Raw genomic sequence first — 17,406 nt, 5'->3', positions numbered from 1 at the left:
GCGATGGCGGCGCCGGACGACCCGCTGCGCGAGCGTGACCTGGCCAGCGTGCTGGCGCGGCGGATCGCGGACCGGCCGGACAAGCCGTGGATCGTGACGCCCGAGAAAAGCTATACCTATGCCGAGATCGGCGCGCGGTCGGGGCGGTTGGCAAAGGGGATATCGGGGCTTGGCACCGCGCCGGGCGAAACGATGCTCAGCATGCTTCCCGACGGGATCGAGGTGGTCGATCTGTGGTGCGCGCTGGCGCGGATCGGGATCATCGAGGTGCCGCTCAACAATCACTATCTCGGCGAAATCCTGGCCTACATGATCAACGACGCGCTGGCGCGTGAGATGGTGATCCATACGCAGTTCCTCGACCGGCTGGTGCCGATTGCGGGGAAGCTGGAGCATTTGCAGCGGCTGGTGGTGACCGGCGAGGGCGAGGTGCCTGCGGAGGTGCGGGAGCGGTTCGATATCGTGTCTTTGCAGGATCTTTACGCCGACACCGAATGGAGCGGCGCGGGCCCGCGCTACAATGACGTTCAGGCGGTGATGTATACGTCCGGGACGACCGGCCCGTCGAAGGGCGCGATGATGACCCATGCGCATGTCTACGAGTATGCCTATGGCGTGACCGAGATGCTGGAGCTGCGCGAGAGCGATGTCTATTTCGCGCCGATCCCGCTATTTCACATCGCCGGGAAATTCGCGGTGGTCTATGCCAGTTGTATCGCCGGGTGCACCGCCATCGTGCAGGGCGGGTTTCACACCGACAGCTATTGGGACGATATCCGCCGCCACGGAGCGACAGTGAGCTTCCTGCTGGGGGCGATGGCGAGTTTTCTCTATCGCCAGCCGGAACGGGAAGAGGATGCCGACACGCCGCTGGAGCGGATGCTGATGGTGCCGCTCATTGCCGATGTGGAGGCGTTCAAGGATCGGTTTGGCTGTCTGGTGTCGACCACCTGGGGCGGGACCGAGATGAACTGCCCGACCCGCTCCGGCTTCGATCTGCATGACAACAAGACCTGTGGCCGGGTGCAGGAGGACCGTTTCGAGGTGATCCTTGTCGACGAGGATGACGAGGAGGTGCCCCACGGCACGCCGGGCGAGGCGCTGGTGCGGGCGAAGCGGCCCTGGATCACCTCGGCGGGGTACTGGAACCATCCGGACTGGACGGCGAAGGCGTGGCGGAACCAGTGGCTTCATACCGGCGACATGCTGGTGCGCGACGAGGCGGGGAACTTCGCCTTTGTCGACCGGGTGAAGGATGCGATCCGGCGGCGGGGGGAGAATATCTCGTCGATGGAAGTGGAGCAGCAGGTGACGGCGCATCCCTCGGTGCTGGAATGCGCGGTGATCCCGGTGGACTCAGACGATACCGAGCAGGAGGTCATGGCGGTCGTGGTGCTGAAGCCCGGCACGGCATGGGCGCCGGATGAACTGGCTGCGTTCCTCAAGGAGCGGCTGCCGTCCTTCATGGTGCCGCGTTACCTTGAACAAGCCGAGGCGCTGCCCAAGACTCAGACCGGGAAGATCCAGAAATTTCCCCTGCGTGAGCAAGGGATTACGGAAAACACTTGGGACCGGAACGCCAGCTCACGCCGCTAAGGGAAAGGGCGGCCGCCGATCGCGCCCGCCCCCGGCTTCTTTCTGGTCTCAAATACCCACTGCGCGACATTGCCGGCCGTGCGACGCCTCAGGCGAAGTAGCCCACCTCGCCACCCGGTTCGGCCGCGTCGCAGAGCAGGCCGAAGACGTATTCCGCGACCGACCGGAAGCAGACCACGCGGATGGTTTCGGCGTCGGTCATCCAGACGGCCGCGGCGACCTGGGCCATGCGGGTGCGCCGGATCGAGCCCGGCTCGAACGCACCGGGGGCCATGTCGACCGGACAGAGCTTGGCGATGATCTCGCGCGCCCCTGCCCCCTTGATCTCGAACATGGCGCGGGCGTCGGAGACGTTGACGGCGAGGAAGTGCTCGCCCTTGAGCGCCGTCTCGATCTTGGCGAGGGCGTCGGCGACGGTGTCGTAGGGCACCATCACCAGCAGTTCGTCGGGCGACATCCATGCCGCGCCGCTGTCGCCTTTCGCGGTGATTTCACGCTGGCCGGGCTTGGCGGCGCCGGTCGCGTCTTTCACCGCCTTGGTCATCTTGGCCGAGCCGAGATCGCCGCGCAGGGTGATCATGCCCTGAAGCCCTGCGTCGCGGACGGTGACAGTGCCATCAAAGGATGCGCCTTTCAGCGCGCTGACTGCATCAGACATTCTGCTTCTCCCCGTCCTTGTCGTAGAAGATGGGATCGACGATTTTCGCCTTCATCACGGTGCCGTCGAGTTTCGGGAACTCGATCACCTCGCCCATGCGGTCGGGCCCGTCGAGCACGAGGCCCATGGCGATGCCGCGGCCAAGTGTGGGCGAGTGGTAGGTCGAGGTCACGCGCCCTTGGGTCTTGCGCTGGCCGTTGGCGTTGGTGCCTTCGGCGGTGGCATAGGCCCCGTCGGGCAGGACTTCGCCATCGGTCGTTTCGAGCCCGACGAGTTTCCAGCGCTTGGGGTCGGCCATGTGCTTGCGTTCCTGGGCGCGTTTGCCGAGGTAGTCCTCTTTCTTCTTCGAGATCGCCCAGTCGAGGCCGAGATCCTGCGGGATCACGGTGCCGTCGGTCTCGTCGCCGATCATGATGAAGCCCTTCTCGGCGCGCATGACGTGCATCGCCTCGGTGCCGTAGGGCATCACGCCGAACTCGGCGCCGGCGTCCATCAGCTTGTCCCAGATGGCGCGGCCGTGGGAGGCCGGGATCGCAAGCTCGAACGAGAGTTCGCCCGCGAACGAGATGCGGTAGCAGCGCACCGGGACGCCCGCGACGGTTATGTCCTTCCAGCCCATGAAGGTCAGAGCCTCGGCGCTGACGTCGTCATCGGTGAGCTTTTCCAGCACCTTGCGGGAGTTAGGCCCGGCGATGCCGATCTGGGCGTATTGCTCGGTCACGTTGGCGACGTAGACTTTCCAGTCCCACCATTCGGTCTGGAGCCATTCTTCCATGTGGCCATGGATCGACTCGGCCCCGCCGGTGGTGGTGTGGCAGAGGAACGTGTCGTCATCGAGCCGGGCGACGACGCCGTCATCCATCAGGAAGCCGTTCTCGTTGCACATCAGGCCATAGCGGCAGCGGCCCGGTTTCAGCGTGCTCATCATGTTGGTGTAGAGCATGTCGAGGAACTTGCCCGCGTCCGGCCCCTTGACGATCAGCTTGCCCAGCGTCGAGGCGTCGAGCAGGCCGAGGCTTTCGCGGACCTGTTTGATCTCGCGGTTGACCGCGCCATGCCGGCTTTCGCCGGATTTGGGGTAGCTGTAGGCGCGGCGCCATTGGCCGACGGGTTCGAAGTCGGCGTCGTTCTCGGCGTGCCATTCGTACATCGGCGTCTTGCGCAGGGGCTGGAACAGCGGGCCTTTCGCCTCGCCCGCGATGGCCGACATGGAGATCGGCGTATAGGGCGGGCGGAAGGTGGTGGTGCCGGTCTGCGGGATCGGTTGCCCGAGCGCGTCGGACAGGATCGCGAGGCCGTTGATGTTGCTGAGCTTGCCCTGGTCGGTGGCCATGCCGAGCGTGGTGTAGCGCTTGGCGTGTTCGACGGATTCAAAGCCCTCGCGGGCGGCGAGCTGGATGTCGCTGACCTTCACGTCGTTCTGGTAGTCGAGCCAGGATTTCATGCGCAGCTGGATCTTGGCGCCCTGCGGCATGAGCCAGACCTGCTTGATCGGGGCTTCGCCGATTGTGGCGGCCTTGGGCGCGTCGGTCTCTTTCGGTGTGTGGCCGACGGCCCTAGCCGCGGCCTTGCCCGCGGCGTCGGCATCGGTGAGGACGCCGGCGAGCGAAAGCTCGCCATTGGCCGAGCCGGCGGCGATGACGAAGGGTTCCCCAGCGTCACCTGTCGGGGCTTTATCCACATCCGGGCGGAAGAAGGCCTGGGCGTCATCCCAGAGCAGTTTGCCGCCGCAATGGGACCAGAGGTGGACGACCGGCGACCAGCCGCCAGACATGGCGACGGCGTCGCACTTGATCTCTTCCAGCACGGCGCCTTCACCGGCTTGAGCGCAGATGGCCACGCCTTCGACGCGCTTGCCGCCCTTGACCTTGGCGATGGCCTTGCCGTTCTCGACACGGATGCCGAGCTTGCGGGCCTTTTCGGCCAGCGCGCTGCCGCCTTCGGCGCGGGCGTCGAGGATGACGGGCACCTCGAGACCGAGGTTTTTAAGGGTGATCGCGGTGCGGTAGGCATCGTCGTTGTAGGTGACGACGACCGTGCGGTCGCCGATCGAGATGCCGTAATCGACCGCGTAGTCGCGCACGGCCGAGGCCAGCATGACACCGGGGATGTCGTTGCCGGCGAAGCTGAGCGGGCGTTCGAGGGCGCCGGTCGCGGTGATGACCTGACCTGCGCGGATCCGCCAGAGGCGGTGGCGGGGGCCCTTGGCGTCGGGCTGGTGGTCGGTGACGCGTTCGTAGCCCAGCACGTAGCCGTGGTCGTAGACCCCTGCCCCCATCATGCGGGTGCGCAGGGTCACGTTTTCCATACCCTCGAGCGCGGCGAGGGTTTCATCCACGAACTTATCCACAGGCTGGCCATCGACCTCGCCGCCATCCACGGGAGAGCGGCCGCCCCAATGGGCGGTCTGTTCCATGAGCAGGACGCGGGCACCGGTTTCGGCCGCCGCTTTCGCCGCCTGAAGGCCCGCCACGCCGCCGCCGATCACGGCGACGTCGACGAAGGCGTAGAAATGCTCGTAGGTGTCGTCGTCACCGCGTTGGGGCGCCTTGCCGAGACCTGCCGACTGGCGGATGAAGGGCTCGTAGACATGTTTCCAGAGCGGGCGCGGATGCATGAACATCTTGTAGTAGAAGCCCGCCGGCAGGAAGCGCGAGAAGAGCTTGGAGTTGATCTCGCCCACGTCGAATTCGAGGCTCGGCCAGTGGTTCTGGCTTTCGACGGTGAGGCCGTCGAAGAGCTCGGTCGTGGTGGCGCGCTGGTTGGGCTCGAAGCTGGCGCCCTTGCCCATGTTGAAGAGCGCGTTGGGCTCTTCAACGCCGGAGGCGACGATGCCGCGAGGGCGGTGGTACTTGAACGACCGCCCAACCAGCATCTGGTCATTGGCCAGCAGCGCCGAGGCGAGCGTGTCGCCCGCGACCCCGCGCAGGTGCTTGCCGTTGAAGGTGAATTTCAGCGTTTGGCTCTTGTCCAGAAGCCGCCCGCCCGTGGCAAGGCGCGTGCTCATGCGAACTCTCTCCAGCTCCAGCCCGGCCGTTTGGCCGAGATCTTGTCCTTGATGTCTTTCGGCGGCTCGGTGGTCTGGGCGGGATAGGTGCCGTAGACCTCGAGGGTGATGGTGTCGCGGGCGGCGTGGAACCACTTGCCGCAGCCATGGGCATGACGCCAGCGTTCGAAGTGAACGCCCTTGGGGTTCACTTTCGAGAAGAGGTAGCCGTGGAACTCGTCATCCGACGAGCCCGGACCGAAGCGCTTCAGGTGCGCTTCGCCGCCGCCGGCGAACTCGGTCTCCTCGCCTTTGACGCCGCAATAGGGGCATTCAAGGATCAGCATGCGCGTCTCCACCATTCTGAGTTTGGGTTGTGGGGGAAGGGCCGTGCGTTGAGCACGAAAAGGGCGGGCGCCATACGGCACCCGCCCGGGAAATCGGTCGTCAGGTCGTCAGTCGGTTGTTGCGCCGGTGCCGGTTGCGCCATCGGCGGCAGCGGGTGCGCTTGTTTCTTCGCCCGTCGAGACGGGCGCATAGCTGAACGAGCTGACCAGCACGAGCGCGCCGAGCGCCGCGAGGACGACGACGAGAACGGTGAGGCGGCCGCCTCCCGTGGCGACGTCATTGCCGCTGCGGGTGAAGTCGGGCATGTTGCTCGATCTTTGCCATTCGTAGGACATCTGCATTCCTCCTGTTTCGGTAGCCGGGACCATGCCCCGACCTCGAAAGCGGCGGAAGAATGAGCGGAAATCCCCACGGGATTCGTGCGAAGGCCCGCGTATCCGGCGGGGTCCGGTAGGCCGGTTTCCGCTGTCAGGAAACGGGTATCGCGCAGGGTGAAGCCGCGCCCGGAAGGACGCGGCTTCGATGCTGCGATGCGCGCCGGGGCGCGATCAGTTTGCGGCGTCGTCCGCAGCTTCTTCGGCAGCGCCAGCGGTGTCTTCAGCGGCGTTTTCGACGGCGCCGGCTGCGTCTTCGACAGCGCCGGCCGCGTCGTTGACGGCGCCTTCGCTGCCTTCGACATTGACGTTGACGTCGCTGCCGCCGGTTGCGGTGCCGAAGTCAAAGCCGCCGGTGACGACCCAGAAGAGTACGCCCACCGCGACGACGAGGCCGCCGACGAGCAGCGCCATGCCGGTGCCGCCGCCGCCGCGTTTCTCGGTGCGTTCGATATAGGTGTGGTCGTGGTTCGGGTTCTGATCGGTCTGATGTGACATGTGTGGACTCCTTTCGGACGGGATATGCCCATTCCAACGAGTCCATGTTGCGGATGGTTCCGATCGAGCCTTGCGCCTTGCGGAAACGCGCCGGTTTCCGCCGGGCGGGGAGGAAGCCCCCCTGCCCTTGCGCGCACGATAAAGGCGGGCGCATCGGGGCGCCCGCCGGAAAGACCTGACAGGTCGCGTGGGTTACTGGCCGTCGGATTCCATGACGGATTGCGGAACGGTTGCGGCTGCACCGTCTTCCCCGTCGGCCGGGGCCGAGACGGCCGGTTCTGCACCGGTTGCGTTCTGGTCTTCCGGGCCGAAGCCGGTGAGGACGGTGAGGAACAGCGCGCCGCCCGCGATGAGGACGACGAGAGCCCAGAGTTGCCAGCCGCTGCCGCGGTCGTCTTCGAGCTGGTACCGTGGCATGCGCTGGTAGCGCTGGATGTTCGGGTCGTAGTCGAGTTCAGTAGGCATGGGACGATCTCCTCTCCTTGGTGAGATAGAGATAGGAGAGCCCCGTATGCCTGGGGAGTATCGGCAGGAATCCCCGCCTCTGACGGGCCAATTGGTGCCATTTCGGGGGTCTGGCATGGGCCGGTTCCCGCCAGATTTAGTTCTGGATAGCGAAGAGGACCTCTTCGGCGCACAGTAGATGAACTTGTTTCCGCTCTCTGTGCAAATTTGCCTGACCCCCGATCAATTGGAGGGAATTCACCGAAGGCTATGCCAAATAGTCGAACCAATGGCAGAGACTTACATTCCATAATCATCTAGCTTTCTCCAGCCGGAACTCGGGAAAATCTTCCCCAAAGTACTTCTCCGCAGCTTCTTTGAAGCGTCCTAGAGTTTCCCACGCTTCCGGTGTGTCCGTATCCAAGTACTCAATAATTTGCCCAAGAAGGTTCTGCAGGCGGTTCTCCCAAACGTTTGCGATCACGCCTTCCTGACCGGAGATTTCGGCGCTGATAGTGTGCCCATCTATTACTTCTGCCGTTATGTGGTGCTTCTCAAGGAGAGTGACCAATTGAGAACGAAGCTCATTGTACTTTTGCGCAGACGCAGAGATATTCCAAATTCTCTTTTGACTAAGGTGAACGTCATTCAAAAGTTCAGATTCTCTTGCTGAGATCAAAAATGAGGTTTCCGACGGCTCTATGACCCCCTCTTGAAAGTTCGACCCAATTAGTTCTTTCACCTTTGCCCACGGTTCCATGTCCGCACCGCCGTCGGCTGCTGCGGTATCAAACATTTCGGTAATCTGCCGTTGAAGGTTTGCCGCCGTCTCGTATGCGTTGTGCAGCTTATGAAATGCTTCATACGCTCTTTGTGCAGCCTTCTTAAGTTCCAGTTTTTCGGCGCGCTGAAGTTCCAATGCATGTGACCTCATGAGCGCCCAGTAGGTTCCGAGAAGTGAAAGGAACCCACCTAAGAGCGCCGCAAACAGCGGCACCCAAACTTCCGCTAAACCAATGCTGGAAAGCGTACCTTGCATCAGTGCGCGACCCCTGCGGCAACGGATTCGTCGATGAAGCGGCCTTCCTTGAACCGGTCGAGCGAGAACTCGTCGGTCAGCGGCGAATAGCCCGTCGCCATCAGCTCGGCAAAGCCCCAGCCCGAGCCCGGGGTTGCCTTGAAGCCGCCGGTGCCCCACCCGCAGTTGATGAAGCAGTTTTCCAGGGGCGTTTTCGACAGGATGGGCGAGCGGTCGCCGGTCATGTCGACGATGCCGCCCCATTGCCGCAGCATCTTGAGCCGCTGGATCATCGGAAAAGTTTCGCAGAGCGCGCGGACGGTTTCCTCGATATGGTGGAAGCTGCCGCGCTGGGTGTAGTTGTTGTAATTGTCGGCGCCACCGCCGATGACCATCTCGCCCTTGTCCGACTGGCTCATGTAGCCGTGCACGGTGTTGGCCATGACGACCACGTCCATGCAGGGTTTGATGGGCTCGGAGACGAGCGCCTGAAGCGCCACCGACTCGATCGGCAGACGGAAGCCCGCCATGTCGGCCAGGTGGCCCGAATGGCCGGCGACCACGATGCCGAGCTTGTCGCAGTCGATGTCGCCGCGGTTGGTGCTGACGCCTTTGACCTTGCCGCCTTCCGAGCGGATGCCGGTGACTTCGCATTTCTGGATGACATCCATGCCCATGGCCGAACAGGCCCGGGCAAAGCCCCAGGCCACGGCGTCGTGCCGGGCGGTGCCGCCGCGCGCCTGCCACAGTCCGCCGAGAACGGGGTAGCGGGGCCCTTCGAGGTTGATGATCGGCACGAGCTGCTGCACCCGGTGGGGGGTGATGAATTCGGTCTGCACGCCCTGCAGCGCGTTGGCCTGGGCCGTGCGCTTGTAGCCCCGCACCTCGTGCTCGGTCTGGGCGAGCATGATGACGCCGCGGGGGCTGAACATGACGTTGTAGTTCAGGTCCTGGCTGAGGGTCTCGTAGAGGCTGCGGGACTTCTCGTACATGGCGGCCGAGGAATCCTGCAGGTAGTTCGAGCGGATGATGGTGGTGTTGCGGCCGGTGTTGCCGCCGCCGAGCCAGCCTTTTTCGAGGATGGCGACATTCTTGATGCCGTGGTTCTTGCCGAGGTAATAGGCGGTGGCGAGGCCATGCCCGCCGGCACCGATGATGATGGCGTCGTACCGCTTGCGCGGCTCGGGCGATTGCCAGGCCCGCTCCCACCCCATGTGATAGCTCAGGGCTTCTTTGGCGATGGCGAAGGCGGAATAACGTTTCATGCGCGCTCTCAGATCAGATGGATTCGCAGCCGGTCTGCATGCAGGTGGTAATGCGATATCTCGGGCTTCGGCAGGATATCCGGCGCGGCATAAGATATGCGATTCGCGACATGGGCCGGTCACGGATGCGGGAGGTGACCGCGTCAGGGGCGCGGCGCCGCCCCCTGCGACCATCTGCGTCCGCTTGCCTCTTTTTCTCGGGCCCCGGCCCCGCTACATGGGGACAAGTTAGGGAGGCCCCATGTTCTTCTGGATCATCATCACTGCCCTTGCCCTGTTTTGCGCCGCGATCCTGGGGGTTGCGGTTCTGCGGGGGCGTGCCGGGGCCGAGCCGCCGGCGGCTTATGACCTGCGGGTCTATCGCGACCAGCTGAAGGAGGTCGACCGCGACCTGGCACGGGGTGTGATCAACGAGGAAGACGCAGAGCGGCTGCGGGCCGAGGTGTCGCGGCGCATCCTGGCGGCCGATGCCAAGCTGCGCGAGGGGGGGCAGGCTGGCGGGCAGCCGACATGGGCCGGCTGGGCGATGACCGGGCTGGCCGTTGCCGGGATCGGTGGCGGTGCGGTACTGCTTTATTCGGAGATGGGTGCGCCGGGCTATACGGATGTGCCGCTCAAGGGCCGGATCGCCGCGTCGGATGCCGCCCGCGCCAACCGGCAGACGCAGGCGGAGGTCGAGGCGCAGATGCCCGAGGCGGAACTGCCGCCGGATGTGTCGGAAGATTTCCTCGTCCTGATGGAGAAGCTGCGAGAGACGGTCGAGAAGCGGCCGGAAGACCAGCGGGGCCTGGCACTGCTGGTGCGCAACGAGGCGGCACTTGGCAACCTGGCGGCGGCCTACCAGGCACAGCAGCAGTTGATCGACGTGAAGGGCGACCAGGCGACCGCGCCGGATTACGCGTTGCTGGCCGACCTGATGGTTTCGGCCGCCGGGGGGTACATCTCGCAGGAGGCGGAGGCGGCCATCCGCGCGGCGCTCGAGCGCGAGCCGCGGGAGCCTCGGGCGCGGTATTATCTCGGGCTCTATTACATGCAGGTCGATCGGCCCGACGCGGCCTTTCGCACGTGGCGGACGCTGCTCGAGGAAAGCCAGCCCGGCGCGCCGTGGGTGCCTCTCATCCGCAGCCGGATCGAGGAAGTGGCCTGGCGCGCGGGCGTCGAGTACCAGTTGCCGGAGATGGAGGACGCCCCCGGCCCCAGCGCCGAAGATGTCGAGGCCGCGGGCGAGTTGAGCGACGAGGATCGCGCCGACATGATCCGCGGGATGGTGTCGCGCCTGTCGGAGCGGCTGGCCAATGAAGGCGGCACGGCACAGGAATGGGCGCGGCTGATCGGCGCCTATGGCGTGCTGGGCCAGACGGATCAGGCCCGCGCGATCTGGGAAGAGGCGCAGCAGGTCTTCGAGGGGCGCGAGGCCGAGATGGAGATGCTGCGCGCGGCCGCGCAAGAGGCGGGGGTGCTGGAATGATCTTCGAGACGTTCGAGGAGTTCGCCGCCGCCCTGCCGCCGATGCGGCCGCTTTTGGGATTGGACTTGGGTGAGAAGACGATCGGGGTGGCGGCCTCGGATGGGATCCTGTCCTCGGCCAACGCGGTCGAGACGATCAAGCGGAAGAAATTCGGGCTGGATGCGGCGCGCCTTCTGGAGATCGCCGGCACGCGCGAGGCCTGCGGGGTCATCCTCGGGCTGCCGCGCAACATGGACGGCTCGGAGGGGCCGCGCTGTCAATCGACCCGCGCTTTCGCCCGCAACCTCGAGCGACTCACCGATCTGCCCATCGGCTTCTGGGACGAGCGCCTGTCGACCGTTGCGGCAGAAAGGGCACTGATCGAGGCCGATTTGACACGAAAGCGTCGGAAAGAGGTTATCGACGCGGTCGCCGCCTCATATATCCTGCAGGGAGCACTGGACCGGCTGAGGCACATGAGGGCAGGCAATTGAACGACAACGCTCCCATCTGGACGCGCAAGGAAATCGAGAGCCCCTGTGTGCGCGTGTGCGTCGTGCATCCCGAGGCGCGGATCTGCACGGGGTGTTTCCGCACGGTCGACGAGATCGCGCGTTGGTCGAAGATGACCCCCGAAGAGCGGCGCGACATCATGGCCGCCCTGCCCGACCGGGCCCCGATGCTGCGCAAGCGGCGTGGCGGGCGCGCGGCCCGGCTGGCACGCGGCTGAGACAATCCTGAACCGATGCAGGGGGCGCTGCCCCCGACGTTGAAATCCTTGCGGCTTTCAACGCCTCCCCCGGAGTATTTCGGGAACGGTGAAACATGGGGTGCGTGCTTCTTCTTGGGTAAAATATCCCGGGGGAGTCGCCGCGTGCGGCGACGGGGGCAGCGCCCCCTCTCCCCTCAAGGCAGCTCGAGCCAGTCGCGGTTGCCCTCGGGCAGGTCGGGGCGGAAATAGGCGATCATGCGGCCGTCGGGCGGGGCAGTGGCGCCTTCCTGCCACGGCGCAACCCCGTGCAGGGCGAGGCGGTGGACGATATAGGCCTCGCCCGGTCTGGCCGGCAGGGTGATGCGGCGGCAGGTCTCGAAGGCCTCGCGGCGGGTGGCCTTGTAGGTTTCGGTGAGGTCGGTTTCAGCCCATTTGGCCTCGGGGATGTCTTTCAGCGCCTCGGCGAAGGCTGTGCGCATCAGGTGATGGCTGCCTTCCCACACGGTCAGGGGCGCGGCACCTGCGCTGCATTCGGTCAGGGGCAGCCCGAGAATATAGGCATGGCGTTCCTTGAGCATGCGGCGGCGCTCGGGACCGGTGGCGTGGAAGCCGTCGACATGGGCCGCGTCGCGGTTGAGGCGGTAGCGGAAGTTGGCCTCGGTTTCGCCTTCGCGCGGGCGGGGATAACCGGGATAGACCACCGAGACCTGCGCGGGGTGCAGCGGCAGGATGCCGTAGAGGGCTTTCGCGGCGGCATACGCCTTTCCGGCAAGCGGGCCGGCGCCCGTATCGCCCGAGGTATCGTTGGGCAGCGCGTCGACGCCCACGAACCATGTGCCTTCGCAGGTGAGCCAGCGGGCCTGCAGGGCCGGGTCCTGCACCCGGTCGCGTGCCACCTGGCAGGCGGCGGCGGCCCAGTCGCGTACCGCCGGCTCGGCGGGGAACTTGATCCAGCCCTTGTCGAGGAGCTGGTCTACCATCCGAGCGCCTTGCGCAGCATGTTGAGCGCCACGAGGGTGAGGAACACGGCAAAGACCCGCTTGAGCGGCTTGGGGTCCATGGCGTGGGCCAGCTTCACGCCCCAGGGGGCCGTGATGAGGGTCATCGCGATGACCACCACGAAGGCCACGAGGTTGACCGCGCCGAAGGTGAGCGGCGGGCGGTTTTCCGGGGCGATGGTGAGGAACAGGAAGCCGATGACCGAGGGGACTGCGATTGTCACGCCGAAGCCCGCCGCCGTGGCCACGGCGCGGTGAATGGGTACGCCGTAAAGGCTCATCAGCGGAACGCCGAAGCTGCCGCCGCCGATGCCCATCAGCACCGACAGGAAGCCCAGGATCGGCGAGAGCAGCCCGCGGGTGACACCGCGGGGCATGGTCGGCCCGAGGCGCCATTCCGAGCGGCCGAGCCCGAGATAGAGGCCGATGACGATGCCGAGCACGCCGAAGACCCCCTGCAGAACCGTGGAGCGCAGGGAGGCCGCCACCATCACCCCGACGATGGCGCCCACGACGATGCCGGGCATCCATGTCTTGAGGATATGCCAGTCGACCGCGCCTTTCTTGTTGTGGCTCATCACCGAGCGCACCGAGGTCACGATGATCGTGGCCAGCGACGTGGCGAGGCAGATCTGCATGAGCTGCGGGCCGTCATAGCCAAGCGTCTGGAACGCATAGAAGAAAGCCGGCACGAGCACGATGCCGCCGCCGACCCCCAGAAGCCCGGCGAGCACGCCCGCGACGCCACCGATCACCAGCAGAAGCACCAGCATCTGAAGAAGCAGCATGGTATCGGGCATGGGGCATTTCCTTGTTTGCGGCGCCGGGTCGCGGGCGCCATGTTGAGCGGAATTCGGCGCTCACGGCAAGCCGAAAACCCGGCATTGCCTTTTGCGACACCGGCTCCTAGGGTTTCGGCGCGCGACAGGCGGCCGGATTACGGGCCGCAATCTGAAAGGACATCCCATGTTACGTACCGGGTTGGTGCTCGGCCTGCTGGCGCTGGTCGGGCCGGCGGCGATTGATATGTATCTGCCCGCGATGCCGCGGATCGCCGAGGAGTTCGGCACATCCGAGACGGCCGTGCAGATGACGCTGACGGGCTATTTCATCGCCTTCGGCGTGGCGCAGTTGGTCTATGGACCGCTGGCCGATCAGGCCGGGCGGCGGCTGCCGATCTTCCTGGGGCTGGGGATCTTCATCGTGGGCGCATTTGGCTCGGCGATGGCCGGATCGGCCGAGGCCCTGGTGGCGTGGCGGGCCGTGCAGGGCCTTGGCGGCGCTGCGCTGATGGTGGTGCCGCGGGCGATCATCCGCGACCAGTATACCGGGGTCGAGGCGACGAAGCTGATGGCGATGATCATGCTGGTGATCGCGATATCGCCGATGCTGGCGCCGCTGGCGGGCAGCGGGATCATGGCGCTTTCCGGCTGGCGCGCGGTGTTCTTCGTGTTGGCGGGTCTGGGCGTGCTGTCGGCGGTGCTGACATTGCTGGCACAGCCCGAGACCCTGCCGAAGGAGGTCCGCGTGAGGATCTCGGTGCGCTCGATGTTGCGGGGCGGGCGGGTGCTGCTGTTCGATCCGGGCTTCATGGGGGTGACGCTGATCGGCGGGTTCGGGATGGCGAGTTTCTTCGTCTTCCTGGCCTCGGCGCCGTTCGTCTATGTCGAGCAGTTCGGCCTGTCGCCGACCGGGTTTTCGGTGGCGTTTGCCCTGAACGCGATCGGGTTCTTCACCGCGTCTCAGCTCGCCTCGTGGCTGGGGGCGAAGATGGGGATGCGGCGGCTCATTCGGCGGGGCGTGACCGGGTTCACCTTGTTCACGCTGGCGCTGGTGGGCGTGGCACTGACCGTGGGGACGACGCTGCCGCTGGTGGTGGCGGGGCTCTTCTGTGCCAATGCCTGTCTGGGTGTGGTGATCCCAACGTCGATGGTGCTGGCGCTGGATGACCACGGGGACATTGCCGGGCTGGCCTCGTCGATGGGCGGCACGCTGCAGATGCTGGCGGGCGGGCTGATGATCGTTGCGGCGGGGCCGTTCTTTGACGGCACGGCGCTTCCGATGCTGGCGGCGATTGCGCTCTGCGGGGTGATCGCGACGGTGCTGACCGTCTTGATGCTGCCGCGGGAGCAATACGCCTGAGCGCCCCCTACCCCGCCACGGGCTCGCCGGTGACCTGGGCGAGCGCCTCTTCCACGAGGTCGTAATCGGCGCCGGGGCGCGTGGCCCCTTCCGACAGGACGCGGCGCCAGGCGCGGGCGCCGGGGCGGCCGGTGAAGAGGCCCAGCATGTGGCGGGTGATCTGGTGAAGCTTGCCGCCCCGGGCGAGGTGGGTCTCGATATAGGGTTGCATGGCGCGAACGGCGTCTTCGGCCGTGCGGTCGGGGGCGTCTTCGCCAAAGATGATCCGGTCGGCGGGGCCGAGGATATCGGCCGGATTGTGATAGGCGGCGCGGCCGAGCATGACGCCATCCATCCCCGCATCGAGAAAAGCCTTCGCCTCGGCGAGCGTTGAGATACCGCCGTTGACGGAGAGGTGCAGCGCCGGGAAGAGGCCCTTCATGCGCTGGACGAGATCGTAATCGAGCGGCGGGACGTCGCGGTTTTCCTTCGGCGACAGGCCTTGCAGCCAGGCCTTGCGGGCGTGGATGGTGAAGCGTTCGACACCGGCGGCCGCGACGCGGGCGAGGAATTCGGGGAGCACCTGTTCCGGGTCCTGATCATCGACACCGATGCGGCATTTGACGGTGACCTCGACATCGGTGGCGGCAATCATGGCAGCGCAGCATTCGGCGACCAGCGCCGGCTCTTTCATCAGCACGGCGCCGAAGGTGCCGGATTGCACGCGGTCCGAGGGGCAGCCGACATTGAGGTTGATCTCGTCATAGCCGGCCTCGGCGCCCATGCGCGCGGCCTCGGCCAGTTCGGCCGGGTCGGAGCCGCCGAGTTGCAGGGCGACGGGATGTTCCTCGGGCGAGAAGTCGAGCAGATGCACCGCGCCGCCCCGCACCAGCGCGGGGGCGGTGACCATCTCGGTGTAAAGCAGCGCGCGCGACGACAGCAGCCGGTGCAGGTAGCGGCAATGCCGGTCGGTCCAGTCCATCATGGGGGCGACGGAGAGGCGCGAGGCGCGGCGCAGGTCTTGTGTCAGTTTCTCGTTCAAATCCAACCACTCGGATTGAGGCTGATGACTTCGTGGGGTTTTGACGCATTTTGCCGGTCTTTTCGAGAGGAGTCGCCACGGCGGGGCAAAAATGATCCGTTCCGCGTTCACGCCTATCGGCGACACGTGAGGGCGGCGATTCTCAAAATATCGGCGCGATCTTCGGGAACCGGAGGCGATAGAAGGACGGACACCATGTGGAGGCCCGGCAGACCCATCCCGGAAACGCCGCTTTCCCGCGCCTCGTGCCCAAGAAAAGGACGTTCGGGAACATGCAGCGGCGCATTGCATTCTCATGGAGCAGCTGGCCGGAACCAATTGTTTGAATACCCGGTTCGGGACTGCAATAAACGGGGGGAACACAGGACGGGACAGCCGGTATGCCCAACGTGCATCAGACTTCCAGAATGGCCTTCGGTTTGAACCGGATCGAGCCTGCTGCCGCCTTCCTGTGGAACGGTAGGCGGAACCTGGGTCAGACCGGGCCACGCCGGTCGGGCAACTTGCCCGTGTAAAAGGGGCTCCCCCCTTTCCCCGAACAACGGCCTGCTGGCCGTATCAACGAACCGGACATGCGAAGACTGGATGCCACTCATACCGGCATGACGGAAACCTGTGACGTGACGGGTCAGTCGGCCTGAAGGCGCGTTCCGGCCCTTTCAAACTTCCACACCACAAACAGACGGAGACGACCATGACGCACGCCGAGGTCCAGCTCAGGGACAACGGACTGATTGCACCGCTCACCCGCGGTGAAACCTATTTCAACTATCACTGGCTGCGCGATGCCTGCCCGACGACGATCGACCCGCAGACCCGGGAACGGGTCTTTGATGTCACGTCGCTCAAGGCATCCCCGAGCGCGCGGAGTGCGCGGATCGCCGACGACGCGCTGGAGATCGAGTGGGCGAACGAAGATCACGTGACGCGCATTCCGATGGAAAAGCTCGAGGCATTCGTCGCCAATGGCCGCAAGCCCGACCCGGCCGACCTGCCCCGGCAGCTTTGGTATGCCGGGCACAACGCGCAGTTTCGGCGCGTGTCCCAGGCCGAGGTCGAGGGCACGGACGAGGGCCGTGCGCGGCTGTCTCGGGCGCTGATCGAGGAAGGCGTCGCGCTGGTCACCGGGATGGAGAACAGCGATGAGAGCCTGACGCGGCTGGTCAACTGCCTTGGGCCGGTGACGCCTACCGGCGAAGGGCATTACTTCGAGGTGCGGCTCGAGATCGAGCCCACGAACCTTGCATTTACCGCCGGTCCGCTGGAGATGCATACCGACCTGCCCGGCGAGGAGATGGCGCCGGGCGTTCAGTTCCTGCATTGCCGGGCGAACACCGTGGAGGGCGGCTTCAGCCTGTTTCTGGACGGGGCCGCGGTGGCCGGGGCGCTGCGGGAGGAAGATCCCGAGGCGTTCGAGCTTCTGGCGACGCACGAGATTCCGTTTTTCTACCGCCATGACGGCTGGGATTACCGGGCCTGGCAGAAGGTGATCGAGCTCGACGCGCGGGGCAATGTCTCGGGCGTGACGATTTCCCAGCATCTTCAGGAGGACATGGACCTGCCGCAGGAGGTGCTCGACAGCTATTACCCGGCGTTCTGCAAGTTCATCCGGATGATGCAGGACCCGCGTTTCGTGTGCCGGTTCCGGCTCAATGCCGGGGAATGCATCGTGTTCGACAACCACAGGATCGTGCACGGGCGGGAAGCGTTCTCGGCCGATAGCGGCGAGCGGCACCTGCGCGGGTGCTATACCGACCGTGGCGCGACGTGGAGCACGTATCGCACGCTGGCCACGAAAGGGCATGACGGGCTGCCGGTGGCGACCGCCGCGGAGTAGACCGCGCCCGATGATTGGTGTCGCGCCGTGAGAGCGGCGCGGCGCCTTGCGCCTTTATTCAA

General features: G+C 65.5%; 17 protein-coding genes. 6 read left to right on the top strand and 11 right to left on the bottom strand.

Going from position 1 to position 17,406, the window contains the following annotated elements; genetic code table 11:
• The first annotated feature begins 3 nt into the window (after window positions 1–3).
• Entirely contained in the window at window positions 4–1,596 is a 1,593-nt protein-coding gene (locus RIdsm_RS10980) for an AMP-binding protein (RefSeq protein WP_057819408.1), read from the top strand.
• An 88-nt stretch (window positions 1,597–1,684) separates the two neighbouring features.
• Here RIdsm_RS10980 and RIdsm_RS10975 read toward each other — a convergent pair whose 3' ends face one another.
• The 8 genes from RIdsm_RS10975 to RIdsm_RS10940 all read right to left on the bottom strand — a co-directional run bounded on the left by RIdsm_RS10975 (window position 1,685) and on the right by RIdsm_RS10940 (window position 9,187).
• Window positions 1,685–2,254: a sarcosine oxidase subunit gamma gene (locus RIdsm_RS10975; RefSeq protein ID WP_057819411.1), complete on the bottom strand. Its 570-nt coding sequence runs from the start codon at window positions 2,252–2,254 to the stop codon at window positions 1,685–1,687.
• Window positions 2,247–5,261: a sarcosine oxidase subunit alpha family protein gene (locus RIdsm_RS10970; RefSeq protein WP_057819413.1), complete on the bottom strand. Its 3,015-nt coding sequence runs from the start codon at window positions 5,259–5,261 to the stop codon at window positions 2,247–2,249. The genes RIdsm_RS10975 and RIdsm_RS10970 overlap by 8 nt, the downstream gene beginning before the upstream one ends.
• The gene (locus tag RIdsm_RS10965) at window positions 5,258–5,587 is read right to left on the bottom strand and encodes a sarcosine oxidase subunit delta (RefSeq protein WP_057819536.1); all 330 of its coding nucleotides are present in this window, start codon (window positions 5,585–5,587) and stop codon (window positions 5,258–5,260) included. Before RIdsm_RS10965 ends, RIdsm_RS10970 begins: the two co-directional genes overlap by 4 nt.
• 108 nt (window positions 5,588–5,695) lie before the next feature.
• Window positions 5,696–5,923, bottom strand: coding sequence for a hypothetical protein (locus tag RIdsm_RS10960; protein ID WP_138179216.1), 228 nt, complete (start codon window positions 5,921–5,923; stop codon window positions 5,696–5,698).
• Between the two features lie 213 nt (window positions 5,924–6,136).
• Window positions 6,137–6,460: a hypothetical protein gene (locus RIdsm_RS10955; RefSeq protein ID WP_057819416.1), complete on the bottom strand. Its 324-nt coding sequence runs from the start codon at window positions 6,458–6,460 to the stop codon at window positions 6,137–6,139.
• A gap of 192 nt (window positions 6,461–6,652) precedes the next feature.
• Window positions 6,653–6,925 carry a hypothetical protein gene (locus RIdsm_RS10950; protein ID WP_057819418.1) on the bottom strand — a complete coding sequence of 91 codons (273 nt, stop codon included), beginning with the start codon at window positions 6,923–6,925 and terminating at the stop codon, window positions 6,653–6,655.
• A 292-nt stretch (window positions 6,926–7,217) separates the two neighbouring features.
• Window positions 7,218–7,943 (bottom strand): hypothetical protein, encoded by a 726-nt coding sequence (locus tag RIdsm_RS10945; RefSeq protein ID WP_057819421.1) that lies wholly within the window; start codon window positions 7,941–7,943, stop codon window positions 7,218–7,220.
• On the bottom strand, window positions 7,943–9,187 hold the full coding sequence (locus RIdsm_RS10940; protein WP_057819423.1) for a sarcosine oxidase subunit beta family protein: 1,245 nt from the start codon (window positions 9,185–9,187) through the stop codon (window positions 7,943–7,945). The genes RIdsm_RS10945 and RIdsm_RS10940 overlap by 1 nt, the downstream gene beginning before the upstream one ends.
• Before the next feature lie 241 nt (window positions 9,188–9,428).
• Between RIdsm_RS10940 and ccmI the strand changes: the two genes are divergently transcribed.
• The 3 genes from ccmI to RIdsm_RS10925 are packed head-to-tail and all read left to right on the top strand — an operon-like array spanning window position 9,429 to window position 11,364.
• Complete coding sequence (gene ccmI, locus RIdsm_RS10935; protein ID WP_057819425.1) at window positions 9,429–10,655, top strand: c-type cytochrome biogenesis protein CcmI; 1,227 nt, start codon at window positions 9,429–9,431, stop codon at window positions 10,653–10,655.
• Window positions 10,652–11,128 carry a Holliday junction resolvase RuvX gene (gene ruvX, locus RIdsm_RS10930; RefSeq protein ID WP_057819426.1) on the top strand — a complete coding sequence of 159 codons (477 nt, stop codon included), beginning with the start codon at window positions 10,652–10,654 and terminating at the stop codon, window positions 11,126–11,128. Before ccmI ends, ruvX begins: the two co-directional genes overlap by 4 nt.
• On the top strand, window positions 11,125–11,364 hold the full coding sequence (locus RIdsm_RS10925) for a DUF1289 domain-containing protein (protein ID WP_057819428.1): 240 nt from the start codon (window positions 11,125–11,127) through the stop codon (window positions 11,362–11,364). The genes ruvX and RIdsm_RS10925 overlap by 4 nt, the downstream gene beginning before the upstream one ends.
• A 176-nt stretch (window positions 11,365–11,540) precedes the next feature.
• Here the strand turns inward: RIdsm_RS10925 and RIdsm_RS10920 are convergent, their stop codons facing one another.
• Entirely contained in the window at window positions 11,541–12,326 is a 786-nt protein-coding gene (locus tag RIdsm_RS10920; protein WP_057819430.1) for a hypothetical protein, read from the bottom strand.
• Window positions 12,320–13,144, bottom strand: coding sequence for a sulfite exporter TauE/SafE family protein (locus RIdsm_RS10915; protein ID WP_057819432.1), 825 nt, complete (start codon window positions 13,142–13,144; stop codon window positions 12,320–12,322). Before RIdsm_RS10915 ends, RIdsm_RS10920 begins: the two co-directional genes overlap by 7 nt.
• A 166-nt stretch (window positions 13,145–13,310) precedes the next feature.
• Between RIdsm_RS10915 and RIdsm_RS10910 the strand changes: the two genes are divergently transcribed.
• Window positions 13,311–14,486: a multidrug effflux MFS transporter gene (locus tag RIdsm_RS10910; protein ID WP_057819434.1), complete on the top strand. Its 1,176-nt coding sequence runs from the start codon at window positions 13,311–13,313 to the stop codon at window positions 14,484–14,486.
• Window positions 14,487–14,493: 7 nt separating this feature from the next.
• Here the strand turns inward: RIdsm_RS10910 and dusA are convergent, their stop codons facing one another.
• A complete protein-coding gene (dusA, locus tag RIdsm_RS10905; protein ID WP_057819538.1) occupies window positions 14,494–15,450 on the bottom strand; it encodes a tRNA dihydrouridine(20/20a) synthase DusA in 957 nt (318 codons plus the stop codon).
• A 751-nt stretch (window positions 15,451–16,201) separates the two neighbouring features.
• Here dusA and RIdsm_RS10900 point away from each other — a divergent pair.
• Window positions 16,202–17,344 (top strand): TauD/TfdA family dioxygenase, encoded by a 1,143-nt coding sequence (locus RIdsm_RS10900; RefSeq protein WP_057819437.1) that lies wholly within the window; start codon window positions 16,202–16,204, stop codon window positions 17,342–17,344.
• Window positions 17,345–17,406: the final 62 nt, after the last annotated feature.

It is taken from the genome of Roseovarius indicus (genome assembly GCF_008728195.1).
GTDB lineage: Bacteria > Pseudomonadota > Alphaproteobacteria > Rhodobacterales > Rhodobacteraceae > Roseovarius > Roseovarius indicus.
The sequence above is the reverse complement of the archived record's forward strand: the minus strand, read 5'-3'. Positions and strand labels throughout refer to the sequence as shown.

Excerpts from the sequence above, each read along its gene's own strand:
- RIdsm_RS10915 (WP_057819432.1), bottom strand. The coding sequence starts at position 13,144 with ATGCCCGATACCATGCTGCTTCTTCAGATGCTGGTGCTTCTGCTGGTG.
- RIdsm_RS10940 (WP_057819423.1), bottom strand. The coding sequence starts at position 9,187 with ATGAAACGTTATTCCGCCTTCGCCATCGCCAAAGAAGCCCTGAGCTAT.
- RIdsm_RS10920 (WP_057819430.1), bottom strand. The coding sequence starts at position 12,326 with ATGGTAGACCAGCTCCTCGACAAGGGCTGGATCAAGTTCCCCGCCGAG.
- ruvX (WP_057819426.1), top strand. The coding sequence starts at position 10,652 with ATGATCTTCGAGACGTTCGAGGAGTTCGCCGCCGCCCTGCCGCCGATG.
- RIdsm_RS10975 (WP_057819411.1), bottom strand. The coding sequence starts at position 2,254 with ATGTCTGATGCAGTCAGCGCGCTGAAAGGCGCATCCTTTGATGGCACT.
- dusA (WP_057819538.1), bottom strand. The coding sequence starts at position 15,450 with ATGATGGACTGGACCGACCGGCATTGCCGCTACCTGCACCGGCTGCTG.
- RIdsm_RS10970 (WP_057819413.1), bottom strand. The coding sequence starts at position 5,261 with ATGAGCACGCGCCTTGCCACGGGCGGGCGGCTTCTGGACAAGAGCCAA.
- RIdsm_RS10900 (WP_057819437.1), top strand. The coding sequence starts at position 16,202 with ATGACGCACGCCGAGGTCCAGCTCAGGGACAACGGACTGATTGCACCG.
- RIdsm_RS10965 (WP_057819536.1), bottom strand. The coding sequence starts at position 5,587 with ATGCTGATCCTTGAATGCCCCTATTGCGGCGTCAAAGGCGAGGAGACC.
- ccmI (WP_057819425.1), top strand. The coding sequence starts at position 9,429 with ATGTTCTTCTGGATCATCATCACTGCCCTTGCCCTGTTTTGCGCCGCG.
- RIdsm_RS10945 (WP_057819421.1), bottom strand. The coding sequence starts at position 7,943 with ATGCAAGGTACGCTTTCCAGCATTGGTTTAGCGGAAGTTTGGGTGCCG.
- RIdsm_RS10950 (WP_057819418.1), bottom strand. The coding sequence starts at position 6,925 with ATGCCTACTGAACTCGACTACGACCCGAACATCCAGCGCTACCAGCGC.
- RIdsm_RS10960 (WP_138179216.1), bottom strand. The coding sequence starts at position 5,923 with ATGTCCTACGAATGGCAAAGATCGAGCAACATGCCCGACTTCACCCGC.
- RIdsm_RS10980 (WP_057819408.1), top strand. The coding sequence starts at position 4 with ATGGCGGCGCCGGACGACCCGCTGCGCGAGCGTGACCTGGCCAGCGTG.
- RIdsm_RS10910 (WP_057819434.1), top strand. The coding sequence starts at position 13,311 with ATGTTACGTACCGGGTTGGTGCTCGGCCTGCTGGCGCTGGTCGGGCCG.
- RIdsm_RS10955 (WP_057819416.1), bottom strand. The coding sequence starts at position 6,460 with ATGTCACATCAGACCGATCAGAACCCGAACCACGACCACACCTATATC.